21 protein-coding genes are annotated in these 16,876 nt (G+C 70.7%); 6 read left to right on the top strand and 15 right to left on the bottom strand.

Translation table 11 applies throughout. The annotated features are described in order from the left end of the window. Positions 1 to 173: 173 nt before the first annotated feature. Complete coding sequence (locus tag AC4NMM_RS13850) at positions 174 to 734, bottom strand: DUF8100 family protein (RefSeq protein WP_491924524.1); 561 nt, start codon at positions 732 to 734, stop codon at positions 174 to 176. 98 nt (positions 735 to 832) lie between these two features. Here AC4NMM_RS13850 and AC4NMM_RS13855 point away from each other — a divergent pair, with 98 nt between their 5' ends. Next, the gene (locus tag AC4NMM_RS13855) at positions 833 to 2,155 is read left to right on the top strand and encodes an NAD(P)/FAD-dependent oxidoreductase (protein WP_096393501.1); all 1,323 of its coding nucleotides are present in this window, start codon (positions 833 to 835) and stop codon (positions 2,153 to 2,155) included. 30 nt (positions 2,156 to 2,185) lie between these two features. On the opposite strand, the gene AC4NMM_RS13860 is transcribed toward AC4NMM_RS13855, so the two are convergent. The 5 genes from AC4NMM_RS13860 to AC4NMM_RS13880 form a co-directional block, all read right to left on the bottom strand. Next, positions 2,186 to 2,368: a hypothetical protein gene (locus AC4NMM_RS13860; protein WP_096393500.1), complete on the bottom strand. Its 183-nt coding sequence runs from the start codon at positions 2,366 to 2,368 to the stop codon at positions 2,186 to 2,188. Between the two features lie 74 nt (positions 2,369 to 2,442). Then, entirely contained in the window at positions 2,443 to 3,618 is a 1,176-nt protein-coding gene (locus tag AC4NMM_RS13865) for a thiamine pyrophosphate-dependent dehydrogenase E1 component subunit alpha (RefSeq protein ID WP_491924525.1), read from the bottom strand. A 52-nt stretch (positions 3,619 to 3,670) separates the two neighbouring features. Continuing rightward, positions 3,671 to 4,123: a hypothetical protein gene (locus tag AC4NMM_RS13870; RefSeq protein WP_096393498.1), complete on the bottom strand. Its 453-nt coding sequence runs from the start codon at positions 4,121 to 4,123 to the stop codon at positions 3,671 to 3,673. A gap of 148 nt (positions 4,124 to 4,271) precedes the next feature. Next, positions 4,272 to 5,669, bottom strand: a complete 1,398-nt coding sequence (locus AC4NMM_RS13875; protein WP_491924526.1) for a hypothetical protein — start codon at positions 5,667 to 5,669, stop codon at positions 4,272 to 4,274. 67 nt (positions 5,670 to 5,736) lie between these two features. Beyond that, positions 5,737 to 6,777, bottom strand: a complete 1,041-nt coding sequence (locus AC4NMM_RS13880; protein ID WP_491924527.1) for an NAD(P)-dependent alcohol dehydrogenase — start codon at positions 6,775 to 6,777, stop codon at positions 5,737 to 5,739. Positions 6,778 to 6,933: 156 nt separating this feature from the next. Between AC4NMM_RS13880 and AC4NMM_RS13885 the strand changes: the two genes are divergently transcribed. Both AC4NMM_RS13885 and AC4NMM_RS13890 read left to right on the top strand, forming a co-directional pair. Then, the gene (locus AC4NMM_RS13885) at positions 6,934 to 7,995 is read left to right on the top strand and encodes an amidohydrolase family protein (protein WP_096393495.1); all 1,062 of its coding nucleotides are present in this window, start codon (positions 6,934 to 6,936) and stop codon (positions 7,993 to 7,995) included. Continuing rightward, a complete protein-coding gene (locus tag AC4NMM_RS13890) occupies positions 7,995 to 8,906 on the top strand; it encodes an iron-sulfur cluster assembly protein (RefSeq protein ID WP_491924528.1) in 912 nt (303 codons plus the stop codon). Before AC4NMM_RS13885 ends, AC4NMM_RS13890 begins: the two co-directional genes overlap by 1 nt. A 44-nt stretch (positions 8,907 to 8,950) precedes the next feature. Here the strand turns inward: AC4NMM_RS13890 and AC4NMM_RS13895 are convergent, their stop codons facing one another. From AC4NMM_RS13895 to AC4NMM_RS13920, 6 genes are all read right to left on the bottom strand, one after another. Then, on the bottom strand, positions 8,951 to 9,148 hold the full coding sequence (locus AC4NMM_RS13895; protein ID WP_096393493.1) for a hypothetical protein: 198 nt from the start codon (positions 9,146 to 9,148) through the stop codon (positions 8,951 to 8,953). A 32-nt stretch (positions 9,149 to 9,180) separates the two neighbouring features. Continuing rightward, the gene (locus AC4NMM_RS13900) at positions 9,181 to 9,981 is read right to left on the bottom strand and encodes a metallophosphoesterase (protein WP_096393492.1); all 801 of its coding nucleotides are present in this window, start codon (positions 9,979 to 9,981) and stop codon (positions 9,181 to 9,183) included. After that, positions 9,978 to 10,733, bottom strand: a complete 756-nt coding sequence (locus AC4NMM_RS13905; protein WP_096393491.1) for a J domain-containing protein — start codon at positions 10,731 to 10,733, stop codon at positions 9,978 to 9,980. Before AC4NMM_RS13905 ends, AC4NMM_RS13900 begins: the two co-directional genes overlap by 4 nt. Before the next feature lie 105 nt (positions 10,734 to 10,838). After that, complete coding sequence (locus tag AC4NMM_RS13910; protein ID WP_017342743.1) at positions 10,839 to 11,096, bottom strand: MTH865 family protein; 258 nt, start codon at positions 11,094 to 11,096, stop codon at positions 10,839 to 10,841. Between the two features lie 113 nt (positions 11,097 to 11,209). Then, positions 11,210 to 11,695 (bottom strand): DUF371 domain-containing protein, encoded by a 486-nt coding sequence (locus AC4NMM_RS13915; protein WP_096393490.1) that lies wholly within the window; start codon positions 11,693 to 11,695, stop codon positions 11,210 to 11,212. A 79-nt stretch (positions 11,696 to 11,774) separates the two neighbouring features. Further along, positions 11,775 to 12,605, bottom strand: a complete 831-nt coding sequence (locus tag AC4NMM_RS13920; RefSeq protein ID WP_096393489.1) for an amidohydrolase family protein — start codon at positions 12,603 to 12,605, stop codon at positions 11,775 to 11,777. A gap of 137 nt (positions 12,606 to 12,742) precedes the next feature. On the opposite strand from AC4NMM_RS13920, the gene AC4NMM_RS13925 reads away from it, so the two are divergent. Continuing rightward, entirely contained in the window at positions 12,743 to 13,210 is a 468-nt protein-coding gene (locus AC4NMM_RS13925) for a GNAT family N-acetyltransferase (protein WP_491924529.1), read from the top strand. Positions 13,211 to 13,267: 57 nt separating this feature from the next. Here the strand turns inward: AC4NMM_RS13925 and AC4NMM_RS13930 are convergent, their stop codons facing one another. Both AC4NMM_RS13930 and AC4NMM_RS13935 read right to left on the bottom strand, forming a co-directional pair. After that, the gene (locus tag AC4NMM_RS13930; protein ID WP_096393488.1) at positions 13,268 to 14,455 is read right to left on the bottom strand and encodes a redox-regulated ATPase YchF; all 1,188 of its coding nucleotides are present in this window, start codon (positions 14,453 to 14,455) and stop codon (positions 13,268 to 13,270) included. Between the two features lie 215 nt (positions 14,456 to 14,670). Further along, on the bottom strand, positions 14,671 to 15,063 hold the full coding sequence (locus AC4NMM_RS13935; protein ID WP_096393487.1) for a winged helix-turn-helix transcriptional regulator: 393 nt from the start codon (positions 15,061 to 15,063) through the stop codon (positions 14,671 to 14,673). A gap of 69 nt (positions 15,064 to 15,132) precedes the next feature. On the opposite strand from AC4NMM_RS13935, the gene AC4NMM_RS13940 reads away from it, so the two are divergent. Together AC4NMM_RS13940 and AC4NMM_RS13945 are read left to right on the top strand one after the other, a co-directional pair. Then, positions 15,133 to 15,582, top strand: a complete 450-nt coding sequence (locus AC4NMM_RS13940) for a DoxX family protein (RefSeq protein WP_096393486.1) — start codon at positions 15,133 to 15,135, stop codon at positions 15,580 to 15,582. A 177-nt stretch (positions 15,583 to 15,759) separates the two neighbouring features. Beyond that, on the top strand, positions 15,760 to 16,242 hold the full coding sequence (locus AC4NMM_RS13945; RefSeq protein ID WP_096393485.1) for a VOC family protein: 483 nt from the start codon (positions 15,760 to 15,762) through the stop codon (positions 16,240 to 16,242). A gap of 37 nt (positions 16,243 to 16,279) precedes the next feature. On the opposite strand, the gene AC4NMM_RS13950 is transcribed toward AC4NMM_RS13945, so the two are convergent. Beyond that, the gene (locus AC4NMM_RS13950; protein WP_491924530.1) at positions 16,280 to 16,726 is read right to left on the bottom strand and encodes an SRPBCC family protein; all 447 of its coding nucleotides are present in this window, start codon (positions 16,724 to 16,726) and stop codon (positions 16,280 to 16,282) included. Positions 16,727 to 16,876 lie beyond the last annotated feature (150 nt).

Here is a 16,876-nt window from a genome sequence, read left to right on the forward strand (position 1 = left end):
GGCGACGCAAGCACTGGAAGGAGCGAACGAAGTGAGCGACTGAAGCGCGCAGCGAGCGTGCGCCCGCCTCGCGGCTGGGGCTTCGTGGGCGTTCGCGTCGGCCGTCTGTTTATAAAGAGGAAATCCGCTCGCACGACGGAACCGAGTCCGGACCGCTCACCGGTTCCGATACATCACCACTGCGAGGAGGGTGGCAGTCGGAAGAGCGCGATCAACCGACCGAGCGCGTACACCGCGGCGTACAGGAACGCAGACGAGGGCGCCGCGACGAGGAGCGCGAGGTACGTCCCGAACGTGGCGGCACCGCCGATCGCTCGGAACCGGACCGTCTGACTCACGGCTCGAAGCCGCCCCCATCGGTACGTAAGAGCCGTCAGCCCGCCGCCGAGAACCGCCCCGGCGACGACGGCGACGAGGACGGACGCCCCCGGAGACCGGAGGGACGCGCCGACGGCCGAGAGAGATTCGAACCCGCCCAAAACAACAGTGAGAAACGCAAACACCAGGAACGCGGCGCCGAGCTGGAAGAGGTCCGCGGCTCTCGCGTCGATGGAACCCCACGACGACGCGGCGTCCGGGTCGAACAGCCGGTCCGACAGCCTGAACCCGGCCAGTCCGAACAGGACGACCGGCACGCCGAGCTGGGCTCCCGCGTTCGAACCGCTGACGGATAGCCAGACGCCGAGCGGGACGAGGGCGAGCGACAGCCACCGGGCGAGTGCGACTCGATCCACGCGTGAAGATCTCGCGGCCCCGAGAAAAGCGTGGTCACCGCGACCTCCGCGAGCCGATCTCGCCGCCGCTTATAAACCCGCGACCCGATACTCGACGTATGAACGGAGACGCCACGGTCGTCGGCGGCGGGCTGGCGGGGCTCGTCGCGGCGACGCGGCTCGCCGAGGCGGGCGCGAACGTGACGCTGTACGAGCGACGGCCCGAGGTCGGCGGCCGGGTGCGCACGGAGACGGTCGACGGCTTCACCCTCGACCGCGGCTTCCAGGTCCTCTTCTCGGGCTACCCCGCCGTCGAGCGCGAACTCGGCGCCGACGGGCTCGACGCCCTCGACCTCCGGACGTTCGCCCCCGGCGCGACGATCTGTCGGCCGGGGTCGCGCTCGACCCTCGGCGACCCCCTGCGCGACCCGCTCTCCGCGCTCCCCTCGCTTTTGAACGACGAGGTGTCCTTCTCAGACAAACTCCGGACGCTCGCGCTCCGGTACGACCTCGCGAACCGCGACGAGGACGCGTTCTTCGCCGGGCCGGACGCGCCGATCCGCGAGTACCTGCGCGACTGGGGGTTCGCCGATGACTACGTCGAGAACTTCGTGGAGCCGTTCTACGGTGGGATCACCCTCGACCGCACCCTCTCGACCTCGAAGCACGTCTTCGAGTACACGTTCCGCGCGATGGGGCGCGGGTCGATCGGCGTCCCCGCCGAGGGGATGGCCGCGCTTCCCGCCGCGCTCGCCGACCGCGCCCGGAAGGCCGGGGTCGACATCGAGACGGGCGAGGACGTGGAGTCCGTCCGGATCGCGGGACAGGGCCGGATCCCCTTCCGGTCCGGCTCCGCCGACGCCGACGGCGCGACCGTCGAACTCGCGGACGGCGCGACCCGCGAGGCGGACGCGGTCGTCGTCGCGACCTCGCCGCCCGAGGCCCGGCGACTCACGGGCGTCGAGTCGGTTCCCACGGAGGGCGTCCCGAACGTCACCGGCTGGTACGCGCTCCCCGCGGGGGAGCCGTTCGAGACGGGCGAGCGCATCCTGCTCAACGCGGCCGACGAGTCGCCGAACGCCGTGGTCCCGATGTCGGAGGTCGCGCCCGAGTACGCGCCCGACGACCGCGCGCTGCTCGCCGCGACGTTCCTCGGCGAGGACGCGCTCGACCGCGACGACACGAACCTCCGCGACGACGTCCGCGACGCGCTCGCGGCGTGGTTCCCCGAGCGCCAGTTCGAGGGGCTGCAGACCCTCGAGGTCCACCGGATCCGGTTCGCGCAGTTCGCGCAGCCCCCGGGCGTCCACGCCGACCTCCCGGACCCCGACGACCCGGAGGGGCCGGTCGTCCTCGCCGGCGACTACACGGAGTGGTCGTCGATTCAGGGCGCCTTGGAGAGCGGCCGGACGGCGGCCGACGCGGCGGCGGAGCACCTGTAACCGAACGGGCGGCACCGCGCCGGGCGCCTCTCACGGCAGCGCGCCGGACCGCCGTCCCCGGACGAGCCCGTACCCGACGAGCGCGGCGAGGACGGTTACTCCCACCGTTGTCTCCCTCGCGTACCGGAAGCCGATCCCGAACAGGAGGAGGGCGTTCGTCGCCAGCAGGAGGAGGATCGCGTCGAGGCGAGTCCGGAGGGCGGCGTCGTTCATGCGGGCACACCTCTCGGCGGACCAATAGGCGTGCCGGTCCTCGGACCGCGGCGGCACCGCCTCGCGGTCGACCGCTACTCCTCGCGCAGGAACGCGTCCTCGCCGTGCTCCTCGACGGCCGCGAGCAGTTCGTCGCGCTGGCGGCGGACCTCGGGCGGGAGCTCGGCGTACGCGTAGTCGAACATGTCGGCCGGGTCGGCCGTGGCCGACTCCGCGAAGTCGATGGCGTCGGCGACGACGTCGTCGGCCTCCTCGCGGATCGCCGCGACGCCCTCGTCGTCGATCCGGCCGGTCTCGCGGAGGAACGCCTCCATCCGATCGAGCGGGTCGAGCGCGCGCCACGGGTCCACGTCGTCGGGGTCGCGGTAGGCGGTCGGGTCGTCGGCGGTCGTGTGCGCACCGAACCGGTACTCGACGAACTCGATGAGGGCGGGGCGCGGGTCGTCTTTGTCGCCTCCGTCCCCCTCCGGTTCGTCTTGGCCCCCCCGCGCGCGCTCGGCCGCCTCCCGCGTGACCGCGTAGCTCGCGAGCGGGTCCATCCCGTCGACGCGGACGCCGTCGAACCCGTAGGCGGTCGCCTTCTGGGCGAAGGTGTCGCTCGCGGTCTGGCGCGACTGGGGGATCGAGATCGCCCAGCCGTTGTTGTGACAGCAGAAGACGGTCGGGGTGTCGAACACGCCCGCGAAGTTCAGCGCCTCGTGGAAGTCCCCCTCGCTGGTCGCGCCGTCGCCGAAGTGACAGGCGACGACCCGCTCCTCGTCCCGGTAATCGAACGCCCACGCGGCGCCGACCGCGTGCGGGAGGTGCGCCGCGATGCCGATGTTCAGCGGGAAGACGTTGCCGTCGGCGATCGCTTCGGTCCCGGACTCGTGGCCCATCCAGTAGGGGAGGTACTCCGAGAGCAGATCGCGGACGACGACCGCCCCGTGTTCGCGGTACTGGTAGCTTATCAGGTCGTCGTCAGCGAGCGCGTGCGTCGAGCCGACCGCGGACCCCTCCTGGCCCGCGCAGGGCGCGTACGTGCCGATCCGGCCCTGCCGCTGGAGGCTCACCGCGCGCTCGTCGAACCGGCGCGTGACGACCAGGTCGCGGTAGATCGCGCGGAACGCCTCGTCCGAGAGGTCCGGGACCGTCGCGTCCGGCAGGGGGCTGCCGTCCGGGCCGAGCACGCGGTAGAGGTCCTCGTCGGCGAGGGGATCGGTCCGACCCTCACGGCCGGGTGCGTCCGCGCCGGCGCCGTTCTCGTCCATGGGCGAACGATGTGGGCCGGCGTCACAAGGAGTTAGCGGTCGCGGCCGCGCCTCACCTCTCCGCGTAGCGCCGCCGGACGAGGATCAGCGGCGGGCCGATCAGCGCCCCGGCGGCCGTCGTTCCCCCGACCACGAGGCCGACGAGGAGCGGCGTGGGTCCGGCAGCGAGCAGGTCGACGCTCCAGACGACGAGGAACAACGCGGTCCAGCAGAGTCCGGTTCCGAGCGCCGTCAGTGCCCCGTATGCGACCCCGGCGGGGTAGGTGTACGCCGCCCGGCGCTCGACGAGCGCCCACCAGACCGCGCCGCCGACGAGGAGGGCCGGCGCCGCGAGGAGGGGGACGGGGAACGACTCGGGGAGCCCGATCACCTGAACGAAGACGCGCAGGACGGCGGACAGGAGGAGCGACGTGGCCGCGCCGCAGCCGAAGGCGTAGGCGCCGGCGTAAAGCGACCACCGCCGCGAGGGAGCGGGCCCGGACGCGGACGAGACGGAGGTGTCCATACGCCGGGATCACGAACGGGCGACAAATGCCTTCCCGTGAGTGAAGCGCCGATTTGAGCCTCCCCGAGTTGCGTCCGCCCCGCCGGGGTCGTCCCGGTCCGCGCGCGCGCCGAGAGCGCTCGGTCGGCCGGGGGAGGACCGGGTCCGCTCACTCGACCGCGATCGCCGCCTCGAACGGGTACGCCCCGTGTTCGCTCGGGGTCTGCCCCGGAACGTTCCACGAGACGTAAAACAGGCCGCGGCCCACGTACGTCCCCGCGGGCAGGTCCGACGGGACGGCGTACGTCGCCGCCATCTCGCCGCCCGCGGTGAGCGACTCCAACGCCTGCCCGTCGCTGCGGCTCGGGTGCGGCCCCTCGACGCCCTCTGTCTCCACGATCTCCAGCGAGCGTCGCTCGCCATCGTGGAAAACCCAGAGGGCGCTCGGAAGCGCGCCCCGGCTCGTGAACGTGTACGGCCCCTCGGCGTCGCCGTCGGCGTTCTCGGGTTCGGGCGCCACGGTGAGCGTGAACTCGCGGGCCGCGTCCTCGCTCGCCGCGACCGAGACCGACACCGGGAGCCGGTCGTACAGCGACTCGCCGACCAGGATGCTGTACACGGTCCCGCCGATCCGGTAGTAGACCGGCCCGTCGCGCCCGGCGGCGAACTCCTCGTAGGCGTCCGGCACGTCGGCGGCGAAGAGCTGGCTCCGGTCCGCCGTCGGCAGCGCGGGCGCCCGGTGTTCCGAGGCCAGCGCGCGCTCGAAGAAGGTGACGACCTCGTCGGCGAGCGTCGACTCGTCGACGACCGGTCGATCCCACATCTCGCCGTCGGTCAGTTCGCTCGCCGTGATCCCGTACGGCGGGGCCTCGTTCTCGACGGCCGTCCGGATCCGGGAGACGCCGAGCCCGTCCTCCAGGTAGTCGTACTCCTCGAGGAACGCGGCGACCGACTCCGGGCGGACGCACCGTCGGTACTCCCCCCGCGCCACGTTCGGGCCGTACGCGGTCAACGCGTCGACGAAGGTCTCGACCGCCTCGGAGCGGCGGTCGTCGCGCTGTCCCGCCTCGCGGAGGACGCGGTCCTCGTCGTACTCGTCGGCCTCCTCGTCGAGGAGCTCCGCGGTGAACGTCGGGAGCGTCGGGTCGAACGCGTAGCGCGTCCCGTCGATATCGACGTACGGCTTCAGCTCGCCGCGGTCGTAGACGCGGAACTCGTCGACCGCGGCCAGCAGCGCGTCGCTCGGATCGTCGGTCTCGAACCCGCCGTCGAGCGCGGCGGCGAGCGGGTCGCGCAGCGCGTCCGGAACCTCCGACTCGGGGACGACGTGGTCCGGGTCGATCCCGCGGCTCGGCGACGGCTCGTAGGCGGTGACGACGTGGGGCACCGTTCGGAGTTCGACGTCGAGCGACGGGCTCGTCCCGTCTCCGTCGTCCGATTGGCCGTCGGTCCCGTTCGCGCCGCCGTCGGTCCCGTTCGCCGCCGGGTCCGTTCCGGGCTCGCCGACGCAGCCGGAGAGCGCGACGGCGGATCCGCCTATCGCCGTGAGGAGGGCTCTGCGCTCCATAATCGGGAGTGTTCGAAACCAACGATAAAAATCTTCCGTGGACTGCGGCTCGGCGTCCGGGCCCGACTCAGGGCGTGATGACGGCGCGCCCGTCGATCTCCCGGTGTTCGAGCTTCTCGGCGACGGTGTTGATCTCGCCGAGGTCGTACCGGCTGGTGTGGAGGTCGACGTCGCCCTGCTCGACGAGCGCGACGAGCTCCTGTAGCTCGGCGTACCGACCGACGATGTTGCCGACGAAGGAGAACTCGCCGTTCACCAGCGCCTGCGCCGGCTCGTGGACGTGGCCGCCGTAGCCGATGATGTGGTGGTCGCCGCCGGCGGCGGTGATGTCGGGGGCGTACGAGGTCGTCACGTCCTCGCCGACGAAGTCGAGCACCTGCGCCGCACCCGTCCCGTCGGTGATCCCCTCGATCTCGGCCGCGACGTCGGCCTCGCTCGGGTTTATTAAGTGGTCGGCTCCGTACCCGTCCGCGAGGTTCAGGGCGGACTGCTTCAGGTCGACCGCGGTGATCCGGGCCGCGCTCATGGCGTTCAGGCACTGGAGGCCGATGTGGCCGAGGCCGCCGACGCCGATGACGACCGCGTGGTCGCCCGGGTTCAGGTCGGCGACCGCCTTCTTCGCGGCGTGGTACGCGGTGATGCCGGCGTCCGCGTGGGGCGCGATGTCTATCGGCTCGACGCCCGACGGCAGCGGGATCACCGAGCGCTCGCTGGTGTGGAGGTACTCGGCGAAGCCGCCGTCGACGGTGAGCCCGTTGAACGAGTCGTTCTCGCAGTACATCGTCTCGCCGAGCCGGCAGGGACGACAGGTGCCGCAGGTCTGGACCGGGTGACAGATCACCGGGTCGCCCTCCGAGACGATCTCGACGTTCTCGCCCGTCTCGACGACGGTGCCCGCGTTCTCGTGGCCCAGCGTCATCGGGAGGTCCTGCGGGACGTACTCCTCCCACATCCCCTCGATGATGTGGTTGTCAGTCTGGCACCAGCCCGCCCCCTCGACCTCGACGATCACGTCGCTCGCGCCGGTCGCGTGCGGTCGGTCTACCTCGTCGATCGTGAGCCCCTCGCTCATGTCGTCGGTGTACTCGTGGAGTCTGGCAGCTTGCATGTGTTTCACACTCTTTCACACACCTACATAAACATTCGTTACGGATGTGCGTGGTTCGGGTGACCAGCGTACGTGTCGAGACCTCTCATCTTACCATTGGTAACGATACTGAACGATCCTTATAGTTATATGTGACCAACACTCACGCTAACTTGTATGTACGAGATGGACGGCGAGGAGATATTCGTCATCGACGGCCACGTTCACCTGTGGGATGCCCGGGAGGAGAACATCATTCACGAGGGGGGCGAGCAGTTCCTCCAGTGCTTCTACGACTACCACACCGGGTTCACCCCGGAGGAGAAGCAGTGGGACATCGACACGTACCGGCACTACGGCGCCGACAAGATGACCGAGGACCTGTTCGGGAACGCGGCCGCCGACATGGCGATCTTCCAGCCGACCTACCTCGACGACTTCTACGACGAGGGGTTCAACACGACCGAGCAGAACGCCGAGCTCGCCGAGGAGTACCCGGAGCGGTTCGTCTTGAACGGGAGCTTCGACCCGCGAGACGGCGAGGAGGGACTCCGATACCTCGAACATCTCAAGGAGGAGTACGACATCCCCGGCGTGAAGCTGTACACCGCCGAGTGGCGCGGCGAGTCGAAGGGGTGGCGGCTCGACAGCGACGAGGCCTTCGAGTTCTTAGAGAAGTGCGCCGACCTCGGGATCGAGAACATCAACGCCCACAAGGGACCGACGATCCGCCCGCTCAACCGCGACGCGTTCGACGTGAAGGACATCGACGACGCAGCCTCGTCGTTCCCGGAACTCAACTTCATCGTCAACCACGTCGGGCTCCCGCGGCTCGACGACTTCTGCTGGATCGCCGCCCAGGAGCCGAACGTGTACGGCGGACTCGCGGTCGCCTCCGCGATGACGACGAACCGCCCGCGGAAGTTCGGCGAGATCATGGGCGAGCTGCTGTACTGGCTCGGCGAGGACCGGGTCCTGTTCGGCTCCGACTACGCGCTGTGGAACCCCGACTGGCTCGTCGACCAGGTGATGAACGCGGAGCTCACCGACGAGCAGCGCGACGAGTACGGGGTCGAACTCGACGTCGAGACGATGAAGAAGGTCATGGGCGAGAACGTCGCGGAGCTGTACGACATCGACATCGAGGAGAAGAAGCGCCAGTTCCGCGACGACGACATCACCGAGCGGTTCGACCTCGGCGCCCACTACGGCGGGGACGCGGGGGCCGCCGCGGACTGATGTCGGGGAGCAGCACGGACCCGACGGCCGACGCCGGGAGCGACACCGGCGGCGACTCCCCGAGCGACCCGGCCGGCGAGCCGCAGCGAATCTCGGCGGTCAGGGACCGACTCGACCGCGTCGAGGACCCGGAGCTCGCCCGCTCGATCGTCGAACTCGACTACGTCGACGCGATCGAGGTCGACGGCGACCGCGTCGAGGTCCGGTTCACGCTCCCGACCGCGTGGTGTTCGCCCGCGTTCGCGTGGATGATGGCGACCGACGCCCGCGACGAGGTCGAGGGGCTCGACTGGGCCGACGAGGCGCGGATCGAGCTGTGCGACCACATGCACGGCGACGAGATCACGACCGGCGTCAACGCCCGCGACACCTTCGGGGAGACCTTCCCGGACGCGGACGGCGGCGTGGCGGAGGTGCGCGCGGCCATCGCCGACAAGGCTCGCGTCTCCACGCAGCGCGAGGCGGTCGACGCGCTGCTCGACGCCGGCGTCGACCCGGAACAGGTCGTCGCGATCGAACGCTCGGACGTCGAGGTCGCCGGCGACGAGGCCCACGTCGACCTCGGCGGGCTCTCGGTCGTCGTCGACGCCGACCCGGTCGCCGACTACCTCGACCGCGTCGAGACGAGCGGCCACGTGACGGGGCCCGACGACACGCTGTTCCTGACGCCGGAGGGCGACCCGATCCCGGCCGAGCGACTCGACGTGGTCCAGAAGCGCTCCCGGCTGGCGAGCGTGAACATGGGCGGACAGGGCGCCGTCTGCGACGCGCTCCACCGGGCGCGCCACGGCCCCGACGGCCCGGACGGCTCCGGCGCGTCGTACGTCGATCAGTCTGGCGACGGTCCCTCGGCGTACGACGGCGACGTCGACGAGTTCACCTCGACGTGGACGCTCAGCGGCGACGACTGAGCCGCGGTTCGAGAGCGGTGTCGGACCCCTCGCGGCTTCCCGCCTCAGCGGATCGGCCCGAGGCCGCCGAGCCCGCCGCCGCGGGACTCCCCGTCCTCCTCCGGCTCGCCGTGCCCCTCCTTCTCCAGCCCGTGTCGGCCGCTCGCGGCCCACTCGTCGCGGTCCCAGCCGCACTCGGGGCACTCGCCGTCGCCCCAGTCGAACGGCTCGCCGCAGCCCAGGCAGGCGTTCTCCGTGTTCATAGCTCACAGTACGCACGACAGAACAAAAGCGTTCACAACAGCTCGCGGAACTCGCCGAGGGGCGGGAACCGGAGGACCGCTCCGGCGTCGCCCGCGCCGCCCCCCGCGTCGGCGGCGGGCCCGTCCCCGCCGTCGGGGTCGATAACGACCGGCGCCAGTCGGTCCGCGTCGGTGACGAGCGGGGAGTCGAACGCGTCGGTCCGCATGTCGTTGACGGCCACGCCCGGGGCGAGCCGGGTGAACGCGGGCAACACGAGGAGGTCGGCGCCGCGGTAGGTCCCCTCGCCGCGGAGGACGCAGGGGCGGCGGTCGCCCTCGATCTCGATCGTCGGGTGGACGTGGCCGATCGCGTACCGGTCCGCCGCGGTCGCGGGCGCCTCGTGGCCGTGACAGACGACGGTCCGGGGCGCGTCGCTCGCGGTCCGGTCCCCGGACTCATCGAGGACCAACTCGTCGCGGACCCGACTGTCCCACGCGTCCGCGAGCGCGGCGTCGTGGTTGCCCGCGACGAGTTCGAGGGCGGCGCCGCGTGCGTCGCAGGCGTCGCGGAGCGCCTCCAGCGCCCCGCGGGCCCTGTCGCTGACCCGGTCGAAGGTGTGGACGACGTCGCCGGCGACGACGACCGTCGCCGGATCGAACCGGTCGAGGAGGTCGCGGAGCCGGTCGATCAGGTCCGCGCGCTCGCCGAGCGGGAGCGAGACGGCGGAGGCCTCGCCGCGGCCGACGTGGAGGTCGGCGACGACGAGCGCGTCGTTCGCGGGGAGGTAGATCGCGCGCTCCGCGAAGGCGACGTCGGAGAACGCGGAGTCGACCTCGGCGCCCGCTCGCGTCACCGCCCGTACCCGGTCTGTCGCTCGCGGCGGCGGTCCGCGTCGCGGTCGGCCGGACCGCCGTCGACGTGGTTGCGGGCGGTCGCGTACGCCTCGCGGACGCGCCGGAACGACTCCTCGTCGCCGCCCTGGTCGGGGTGCGTCTCCTTGACGCGCTCGCGGTAGGCGCCCTTCACCGCGTCGAGGTCGGCGTCGCGCGAGACGCCGAGCTCGTCGAAGGCGTCGCCGACGGGGTCGGCGCGGCCGGCGGCGCCGCCCGGCCGTGAGGCGCCGGCCGATCGGCCGGTCCCGAAGCCGCCACCGCCGAACCGACCGGTGCGGTCGCGCCCCGAACCGGACTCGTCGGTCGCCCAGTCGGGTTCGTCGACGTCGAACGGAAGCCGGCGGCCGAGCCCGCGGCCGGGCATCTCGTGCTCGCAGAGGACCGTGTAGACGCCCTCGCCCTCCAGCCGGAAGTAGTCGTGCGCGTCGAAGGTGATCGCGACGCCGCGCTCGGGGAGGTAGAAGGGAACGGAGACGCCGTCGAACGCGTGGTCCTCCGCGAAGCGCTCGCCGGCCGCGGTCAGATACGTCCGGATCTCGCGGCGGCGGCGCTCGTCGCCGGCGGCGCCGCGGCGGCCGGCCGACGCGGCCGGAGCCGGCACGAACCGGTCGCCGAGGTAGAAGGCGAGCGCGACCACCCCGGTGGCGGCGATCCCGAGGCCGACCCCCCAGAGGACCCACCGCGGCACCAGGCTCGTGATCTCGGCGAACACACCCGCCGTAGCGGCTCCGCGGTAATCAACCTCCCGCCGGCGCGTCGGCTACGGAACCGAAAAGCGCGGAGTGTCGACGGAAAAGTTCCGTGTCGGTCGGCCGTCTCAGATCATTCCTTTCGATTCGAGCCCGTCGAGGATGTCGTCGACGAGCTCCTCGGCGGTGTCGTAGGGGAACTCCTGTTCGCTGCCGAGCTTCGCCGCCATCTCCATCGCGGTGAAGCTCACGTCGCCGGCCTCGAACTTCGTCGCCGGACCGTCCGGCAGCGCGGGGACGAGGTCCATCTGGTTCTCGACGGGGAAGTCTGCGCCGCCGAACGCCTCCAAGAACTGTTCGCGGAGTTCCGCTTTCACGTCGCTCATACACAGTTCATCCCGGGACCCCCGCAAAAGGGTTGCGGAACAACGGTAAACTCATTTAGGGTTGTCTAATTTTGCGACGGCGGCAGACGACTGAGACGGTTCCGGCGTGGCAGTTACTCGTCGGGCTCGACCGCCAACCGAAGCGTGAGGTCGGCCCCGTCGGCCAGCGCGCCGACGAGGTCGCGGTCGAGGTCGGCGGCCGCGCCGTCGCCGTCGACGAGGATCGTCCGCTCGTCGTCGGTGTAGCCGCTCGTCCGGCCGACCATCGAGCGGTCGTCGAGCAGCGCGAGGTCGGGGTCGCCGCGGCCGGTGATCGTCTCCTCGTACGTCTCGTCGCCGGCGTCGACGACGAGCGTCGCCTCGACCGTCGCGTCCGCGTCCCGACACGCCTCGCGGAACTCGGGGGAGAAGTCTCGCGGGGTCCGGTCCGCCTCGACGCCGACGATACAGTCGCCGGCGGGGGTGAGCCAGTCGTCGGTCGTGAGCTCGAACGTGCTCGCGTGTTCGGCGGTGACGTTCTCGTGGCCGACCGCGCGGACGACCTCGACGTGGGGATCGTCGGCGCGGGTCCGCGGGACGTCCGCGTCCTCGTCGCTCATTGTCGTCGGTCGGCCGCGACGCGACAAGTGGCCGTCGCTTCGGCGCCGAGGGGGAATCCGCGGGCGGCGGTTCCCGTCGTCAGACGTCCGCGCCCTCGGCGAGCGCGGGGACGAGGCGCGCGGGGTTCTTCGCCAGCACGCGGGCCATCAGGTCCTCGGAGACGTCGAGGGTGAGCACTTCCATCACGCCGACGTTGGGGTGGACGTCGGGCGCGCCGGAGCCGAAGAGGACGCGGTCGGGGTGTTCCAGCACGCCGCGTTCGAGCACCTCGCGGTACCGGACCGCGCTCGTGTCGACGTACACGCGGTCGTAGTCGTCCAACAGGTCCAGCGTCTGATTCATCAGCTCGGCGTCCAGCGGGTAGCCCCCGAAGCTCCCCAGCACGACCGGGAGGTCGTAGCCGAGCAGCTCCGTCTCGACCGCCTCGGGGGGGAACTCCCGACCGGCGTGGACGAAGAGGGGGAGGTCCGCGTCCTCCAGCCGAGCCAGCACGTCCTCGTTCGGGAGGCCGTCGGCGTGGGGCGCCAGCGTGAAGCCGTGGAAGCGGTCGTCGTAGGAGTACTGCTCGACGTCGTCCGGCCGGGTGTGGTGGTCGTCGCGCTCGGCGCGGAGGTTCCGGACCGCCGACACCGGTCCGGTCCCGGGGTCGCGCGGGCCGTTGAGGCGGGCGAACGCGACGAACGGCCGGTCGATGGAGAGGCGCGCGACGGCGTTGTTCGCGCGGAGGTAGCTCCGCCCGGCGGCGCGCTGGCCGGGGCTCGCGACCGCGCGGACGATGCCCGCCTGGAGCATCTCGCGCTCCAGCCGCTCCGGCGAGATGTCTCGGCCGTGGGTGGCGACCGACGACTCGTCGGGGTCGAGGGTCGCGCGGGTGTCGACGATCCGGAAGTCGTGTTCGAGCCCGAGCATGGCCGCTCTCTACAAGCCCGTCTCGGGCGATCGGGATGTGCCTATCGGTCGCACGCGGGAGCCGCGCCGCGTTCCCGGACGTGACGCCGACCCGCGCCGAGGGAAGGCTGAAGGGACCCTCCGCCGTCCCGGCGGACATGGAACTCGTCGAAGCCGGCGAGGGCGACCTGGACGCCCTCGTCGAACGGTGGTACGACCTCGCGACGGCGATGGAGGCGCACTCAGAGCTGAACGAGATCGTCTACGAGGACGCGGGATCGGTGCCGGACGACGGCTTCCGCGCGCACCTCGACGACCCCGCGACGACCGACTACCTCGTCGTCGCCGACGGCGAGACGGTGGGGTTCGTCACCGTCGAGACCGGAGAGCGCCCCTCCCGAGAGCGTGGCCGGTACCTCGACGTCGTGAACCTCGAAATCGACCCGGACCACCGGAACGAGGGGTACGGCACGGCGGTCGTGGACCGGGTGACGGCGATGGCCCTCGAGGCCGACCGCGACTACCTCACCGTCTCCTGCGAGTGGGGCAACGACGGCGCGCGGCGGTTCTACCGGGACGCGGGCTTCGAGCCCAAACAGGTGACGTACGCGCGACCGTTGGAGTGAGCGGTGGTGAGGCCCGGAAGGACCCAGCAGGACCGAGAGGGCGTCGCTCCGTCCCGATCAGGGGCCGGCGGTCGAGACGATCTTGACCACGTCGCCCTCGCTCAGCTCGTGGTCCTCGCCGATCCGGCGCGAGGCGCGCGCGTCGACCGCGTGGAGGTACCCCTCGCCGATGTCGGAGTGGACCGCGTACGCGAGGTCCCGCGGGGTCGACCCCGAAGGCAGCAGGAACGCGTCCGGGAGGACGTTCCCGGTCCCGTCGGTCCACTTGCCGGCGTCCTGGACCGGGTAGGCCGTGATCCGGTCGAGCAGGTCGTAGACGGCGGCGTTCAGGGCCGTCTGAACGCCAGTCCCGTCGTGTTCGGCCATCGACTCGCGCAGCGCGTCGAGGCCGGCGCGCTGGTCATCCGAGACGTCGCCGACGACCTCGAACGACTCGTCGCCCGGGTCGTAGTCGACGACGCCGGCCTCCGCGGCGCGGCGCAGGGCGAGTTCGCCGTCGGCGGTCGCGGGGATCACGGGTTTGTCCGTCCCCTCGCGGATGCGCTCGACCGCGCCGTCCGGCGCCGCGTCGACCTTGTTCGCGACGACGACGATGGGTTTGGTGCGGCGGCGGACCGCCCGCGCGAGCGCCTCGCGGTCGCCGTCGTCCCACGCCTTCGGGTCGTCGGGATACTCCAGTTCGCGCAGGACCGCGGTCACGTCGCGCTCGGTCGCGCCGAAGCCCGTGAGCATGTCCGAGAGCGCCCCTTCGAGGTCGAAGTCGGGGGAACGCGACTGCCGCTCGACGCCCTCCCAGTTGCGGTCGACGATGCCCGCGAGCCACAGGTCCATCTCCTCCTCGACGAAGTCCACGTCGTCGAGGGGGTCGTGGCTCCCGACCTCGACGGGGTCGCCCTCGGCGTTTGTCGCGCCCGAGGCGTCGACGACGTTCAACACGACGTCCGCGTTCGTCAGCTCGTCGAGGAACTGGTTGCCGAGGCCCTTCCCCTCGTGGGCGCCCGGCACGAGCCCCGCGACGTCGAGCAGCTCGACCGGGACGTAGCGCTTCCCGTCGCGGCAGTTCTCGTTGCCACAGCGCTCCTCGCGGTCGAGACAGGGACACTCGGTGCGGACGTAGGTCACGCCTCGGTTCGGGTCGACCGTCGTGAACGGGTAGTTGGCGACGTCGACGTCGGCCATCGTGGCGGCGGTGTAGAAGGTGGACTTGCCGGCGTTCGGCTTGCCCGCGAGCGCGACCGTGAGCATACCGGACGGTCGCGGCCCCGCGAAAAGCGCCTTTCGGTCGGGCGGGGCGACACGAAAGAGGGATCATGGGAGTCAGACGACGCGGTGGCTCGCGCCGCCCCCGCGGCTGGGAATTTGGGGGTGTTCACCGTCGACTCGCTGTTAGCGACTTATAAACGGACAGTCACGAGACGGACTCTGATTTATAAACGATGCTCAATCTTGCTAACGTACGCTTACGCTTCACATTCGGCGAGCCACTCGTGGGCCCAGTCGTCGATCTCCTCGAAGACGGGGGCGAGCGACTCGCCTTTATCAGTCAAACTGTAGTACGTCGCCACCGGCGAGTCTTCCTCCAGCCGTCGATCGACGAAGCCGGTCTCCTGGAGGTCGTCGAGCACGCGCGAAAGCGTCCGAGCGTTCGCGTCCGTCTCCCGCTTCAGCTCGTTGAACCGCGCCTCGCCGTTCAACAGCTCGTGGAGGACGACGAGCCGCCACTGCGATCCGATCTGCTCGATGGAGTCAATTACCGGGCAGGGCGTGTCGGGCGCGGTTGCCTCAGCCGCCACGTCAGCGCCCGAATCCGCCGTCTCCGCCGACTCCGCCGCCGAAAGGTCCTGTGATGACATCGGTGTTACCTACTAACCCAATGGTCCGGGAAGCGATAAATAGGTTACGTCCGTATAGCAGGTTACACGATGTTAGCTGAACTCGCGACGTTACCGCTCCAGTTCGACACCCCCCTCGCGGGCGAACTCTTTCTGCTCGGCCGGATCGTCTTCGGCGCGACGCTCGCGTTCATGGGCCTCAACCACTTCATGGACCTCGAAACGATGGCCGGCTACGCCGAGTTCAAGGGCCTCCCGGCCCCGCAGTTCTCGGTGATCGCGTCCGGCGCCGTCCTCGTCCTCGGCGGCCTCGGCGTCGCGGCGGGCGCGTTCCCCGTCCTCTCCGCCGGGGCGCTCGCCGTCTTCCTCCTCGTCTCCGCCGTGACGATGCACGACTTCTGGTCGATGGACGACCCCGAGGAGAAGCAGAACGAGATGACGAGCTTCCTGAAGAACGTCTACGGCGCCGGCGCGGCGCTCGCGTTGCTCGCTGTCGGCGGCAGCGCGTGGCCGTACGCGGTCGGTGTCGGCCTGTTCTGAGCCGCGGTCGAACCGGTTGGCCGGTCTGAGCCGCGGTCGAACCGTTCCGCCACCGACGCGCACGCGAAGTTTTGCCGACCGACGCGCACGCAACGCGCTCCTTTTCGTACCGACGTCCGCCGTCCGCCGGGTCGCCAGTACGACTAACTACTTCCCTGACGAGCGTTCACACAGACCATGAGCGACGCGCCGCCGACGACCGGGCTCCACCACGTCACGAACATCTGTACCGACATCGAGGAGACCACCGCGTTCTACGAGGACGTGCTCGGCTGGCACACGGTCAAGCGGACCCAGAACTACGACGACCCCGGGACGCCGCACTACTACTTCTCGCCGACGCCGGAGGGCGAGCCGGGGACCAACGTCACCTACTTCGAGTACCCGGACTCGCAGGGGACGCCGGGCCCGGGCGCGAGCCACCACTTCGCGTTCGGCGTCGAAGACGAGGCGACGCTCGAGGAGTGGCAGGCGCACCTCGAAGCCCACGACGTCGAAGTCTCCGAGGTGAAGGACCGAACCTACTTCAAGAGCGTCTACTTCACCGACCCCGACGGCCTCGTCTTCGAGTTGGCGACCCAGGGGCCCGGCTTCACCCGCGACGAGGACGAGCCCGGCAGCGCGGTCATCGACCCGTTCGAGGAGGGCTACGAGAACTGAGACGCCCGAACGCCTCAGCGCCGGAGCGCCGCCCGGGTCACTCCCCCTCGACGAGCGCCGCGAACCGATCGAGCGCGCGCCGGCAGACCGGGACGTACGCGGCCGCGACCAGCGGGACCTCGATCACCGCTCGACACCGGTCCGGCTCTCCCGAGTACCGATCGACCCGGTGCCCGGTCGCGGGGATCCGCGCGACTCGCCAGTCCCACCGGAGACGCGTCGCCCCCGTCACCCGGAACGGGACCCAGACGCCCGCGACCCGGACCCGCCCGGTCGTTCCGGTCTCGACGTACCGGTCGATGCTCTCGACGCCGCTGACGGACGGACTCCAGTCGGGCCACCGCCGCGTGTCGCGGAGCGCCCTGGCTGTCCGCTCCGGCGGCGCGTCGACGTCGCGACCGACCGCGAGCGTCGCGCCCTCGCGGACCACGGAGGCTCGGCCGTCGCGGTCGACGTTTCCGGCCGCGTCGAGGTTTCCGAACACGCTACTTCGTCCGGCGGCCGTCCGCCTCATCGCTGCGGTCGCTCGACGTTATCCGTACGTTCGTTAATTTTCCAACGGGTACAAGGAGATATACTCGGAATACGTTCAGATTCTCCGGCGGCGTCGCGACGTTCCATATTAATACCTAAT

This window comes from Halorubrum sp. SD41 (assembly GCF_058630335.1).

What these genes read in the sequence shown, in the direction of transcription:
- AC4NMM_RS13855 (WP_096393501.1), top strand. Translation starts at nt 833, where the DNA reads ATGAACGGAGACGCCACGGTCGTCGGCGGCGGGCTGGCGGGGCTCGTC.
- AC4NMM_RS13860 (WP_096393500.1), bottom strand. Translation starts at nt 2,368, where the DNA reads ATGAACGACGCCGCCCTCCGGACTCGCCTCGACGCGATCCTCCTCCTG.
- AC4NMM_RS13865 (WP_491924525.1), bottom strand. Translation starts at nt 3,618, where the DNA reads ATGGACGAGAACGGCGCCGGCGCGGACGCACCCGGCCGTGAGGGTCGG.
- AC4NMM_RS13870 (WP_096393498.1), bottom strand. Translation starts at nt 4,123, where the DNA reads ATGGACACCTCCGTCTCGTCCGCGTCCGGGCCCGCTCCCTCGCGGCGG.
- AC4NMM_RS13875 (WP_491924526.1), bottom strand. Translation starts at nt 5,669, where the DNA reads ATGGAGCGCAGAGCCCTCCTCACGGCGATAGGCGGATCCGCCGTCGCG.
- AC4NMM_RS13880 (WP_491924527.1), bottom strand. Translation starts at nt 6,777, where the DNA reads ATGCAAGCTGCCAGACTCCACGAGTACACCGACGACATGAGCGAGGGG.
- AC4NMM_RS13885 (WP_096393495.1), top strand. Translation starts at nt 6,934, where the DNA reads ATGTACGAGATGGACGGCGAGGAGATATTCGTCATCGACGGCCACGTT.
- AC4NMM_RS13890 (WP_491924528.1), top strand. Translation starts at nt 7,995, where the DNA reads ATGTCGGGGAGCAGCACGGACCCGACGGCCGACGCCGGGAGCGACACC.
- AC4NMM_RS13895 (WP_096393493.1), bottom strand. Translation starts at nt 9,148, where the DNA reads ATGAACACGGAGAACGCCTGCCTGGGCTGCGGCGAGCCGTTCGACTGG.
- AC4NMM_RS13910 (WP_017342743.1), bottom strand. Translation starts at nt 11,096, where the DNA reads ATGAGCGACGTGAAAGCGGAACTCCGCGAACAGTTCTTGGAGGCGTTC.
- AC4NMM_RS13915 (WP_096393490.1), bottom strand. Translation starts at nt 11,695, where the DNA reads ATGAGCGACGAGGACGCGGACGTCCCGCGGACCCGCGCCGACGATCCC.
- AC4NMM_RS13920 (WP_096393489.1), bottom strand. Translation starts at nt 12,605, where the DNA reads ATGCTCGGGCTCGAACACGACTTCCGGATCGTCGACACCCGCGCGACC.
- AC4NMM_RS13925 (WP_491924529.1), top strand. Translation starts at nt 12,743, where the DNA reads ATGGAACTCGTCGAAGCCGGCGAGGGCGACCTGGACGCCCTCGTCGAA.
- AC4NMM_RS13930 (WP_096393488.1), bottom strand. Translation starts at nt 14,455, where the DNA reads ATGCTCACGGTCGCGCTCGCGGGCAAGCCGAACGCCGGCAAGTCCACC.
- AC4NMM_RS13935 (WP_096393487.1), bottom strand. Translation starts at nt 15,063, where the DNA reads ATGTCATCACAGGACCTTTCGGCGGCGGAGTCGGCGGAGACGGCGGAT.
- AC4NMM_RS13940 (WP_096393486.1), top strand. Translation starts at nt 15,133, where the DNA reads ATGTTAGCTGAACTCGCGACGTTACCGCTCCAGTTCGACACCCCCCTC.
- AC4NMM_RS13945 (WP_096393485.1), top strand. Translation starts at nt 15,760, where the DNA reads ATGAGCGACGCGCCGCCGACGACCGGGCTCCACCACGTCACGAACATC.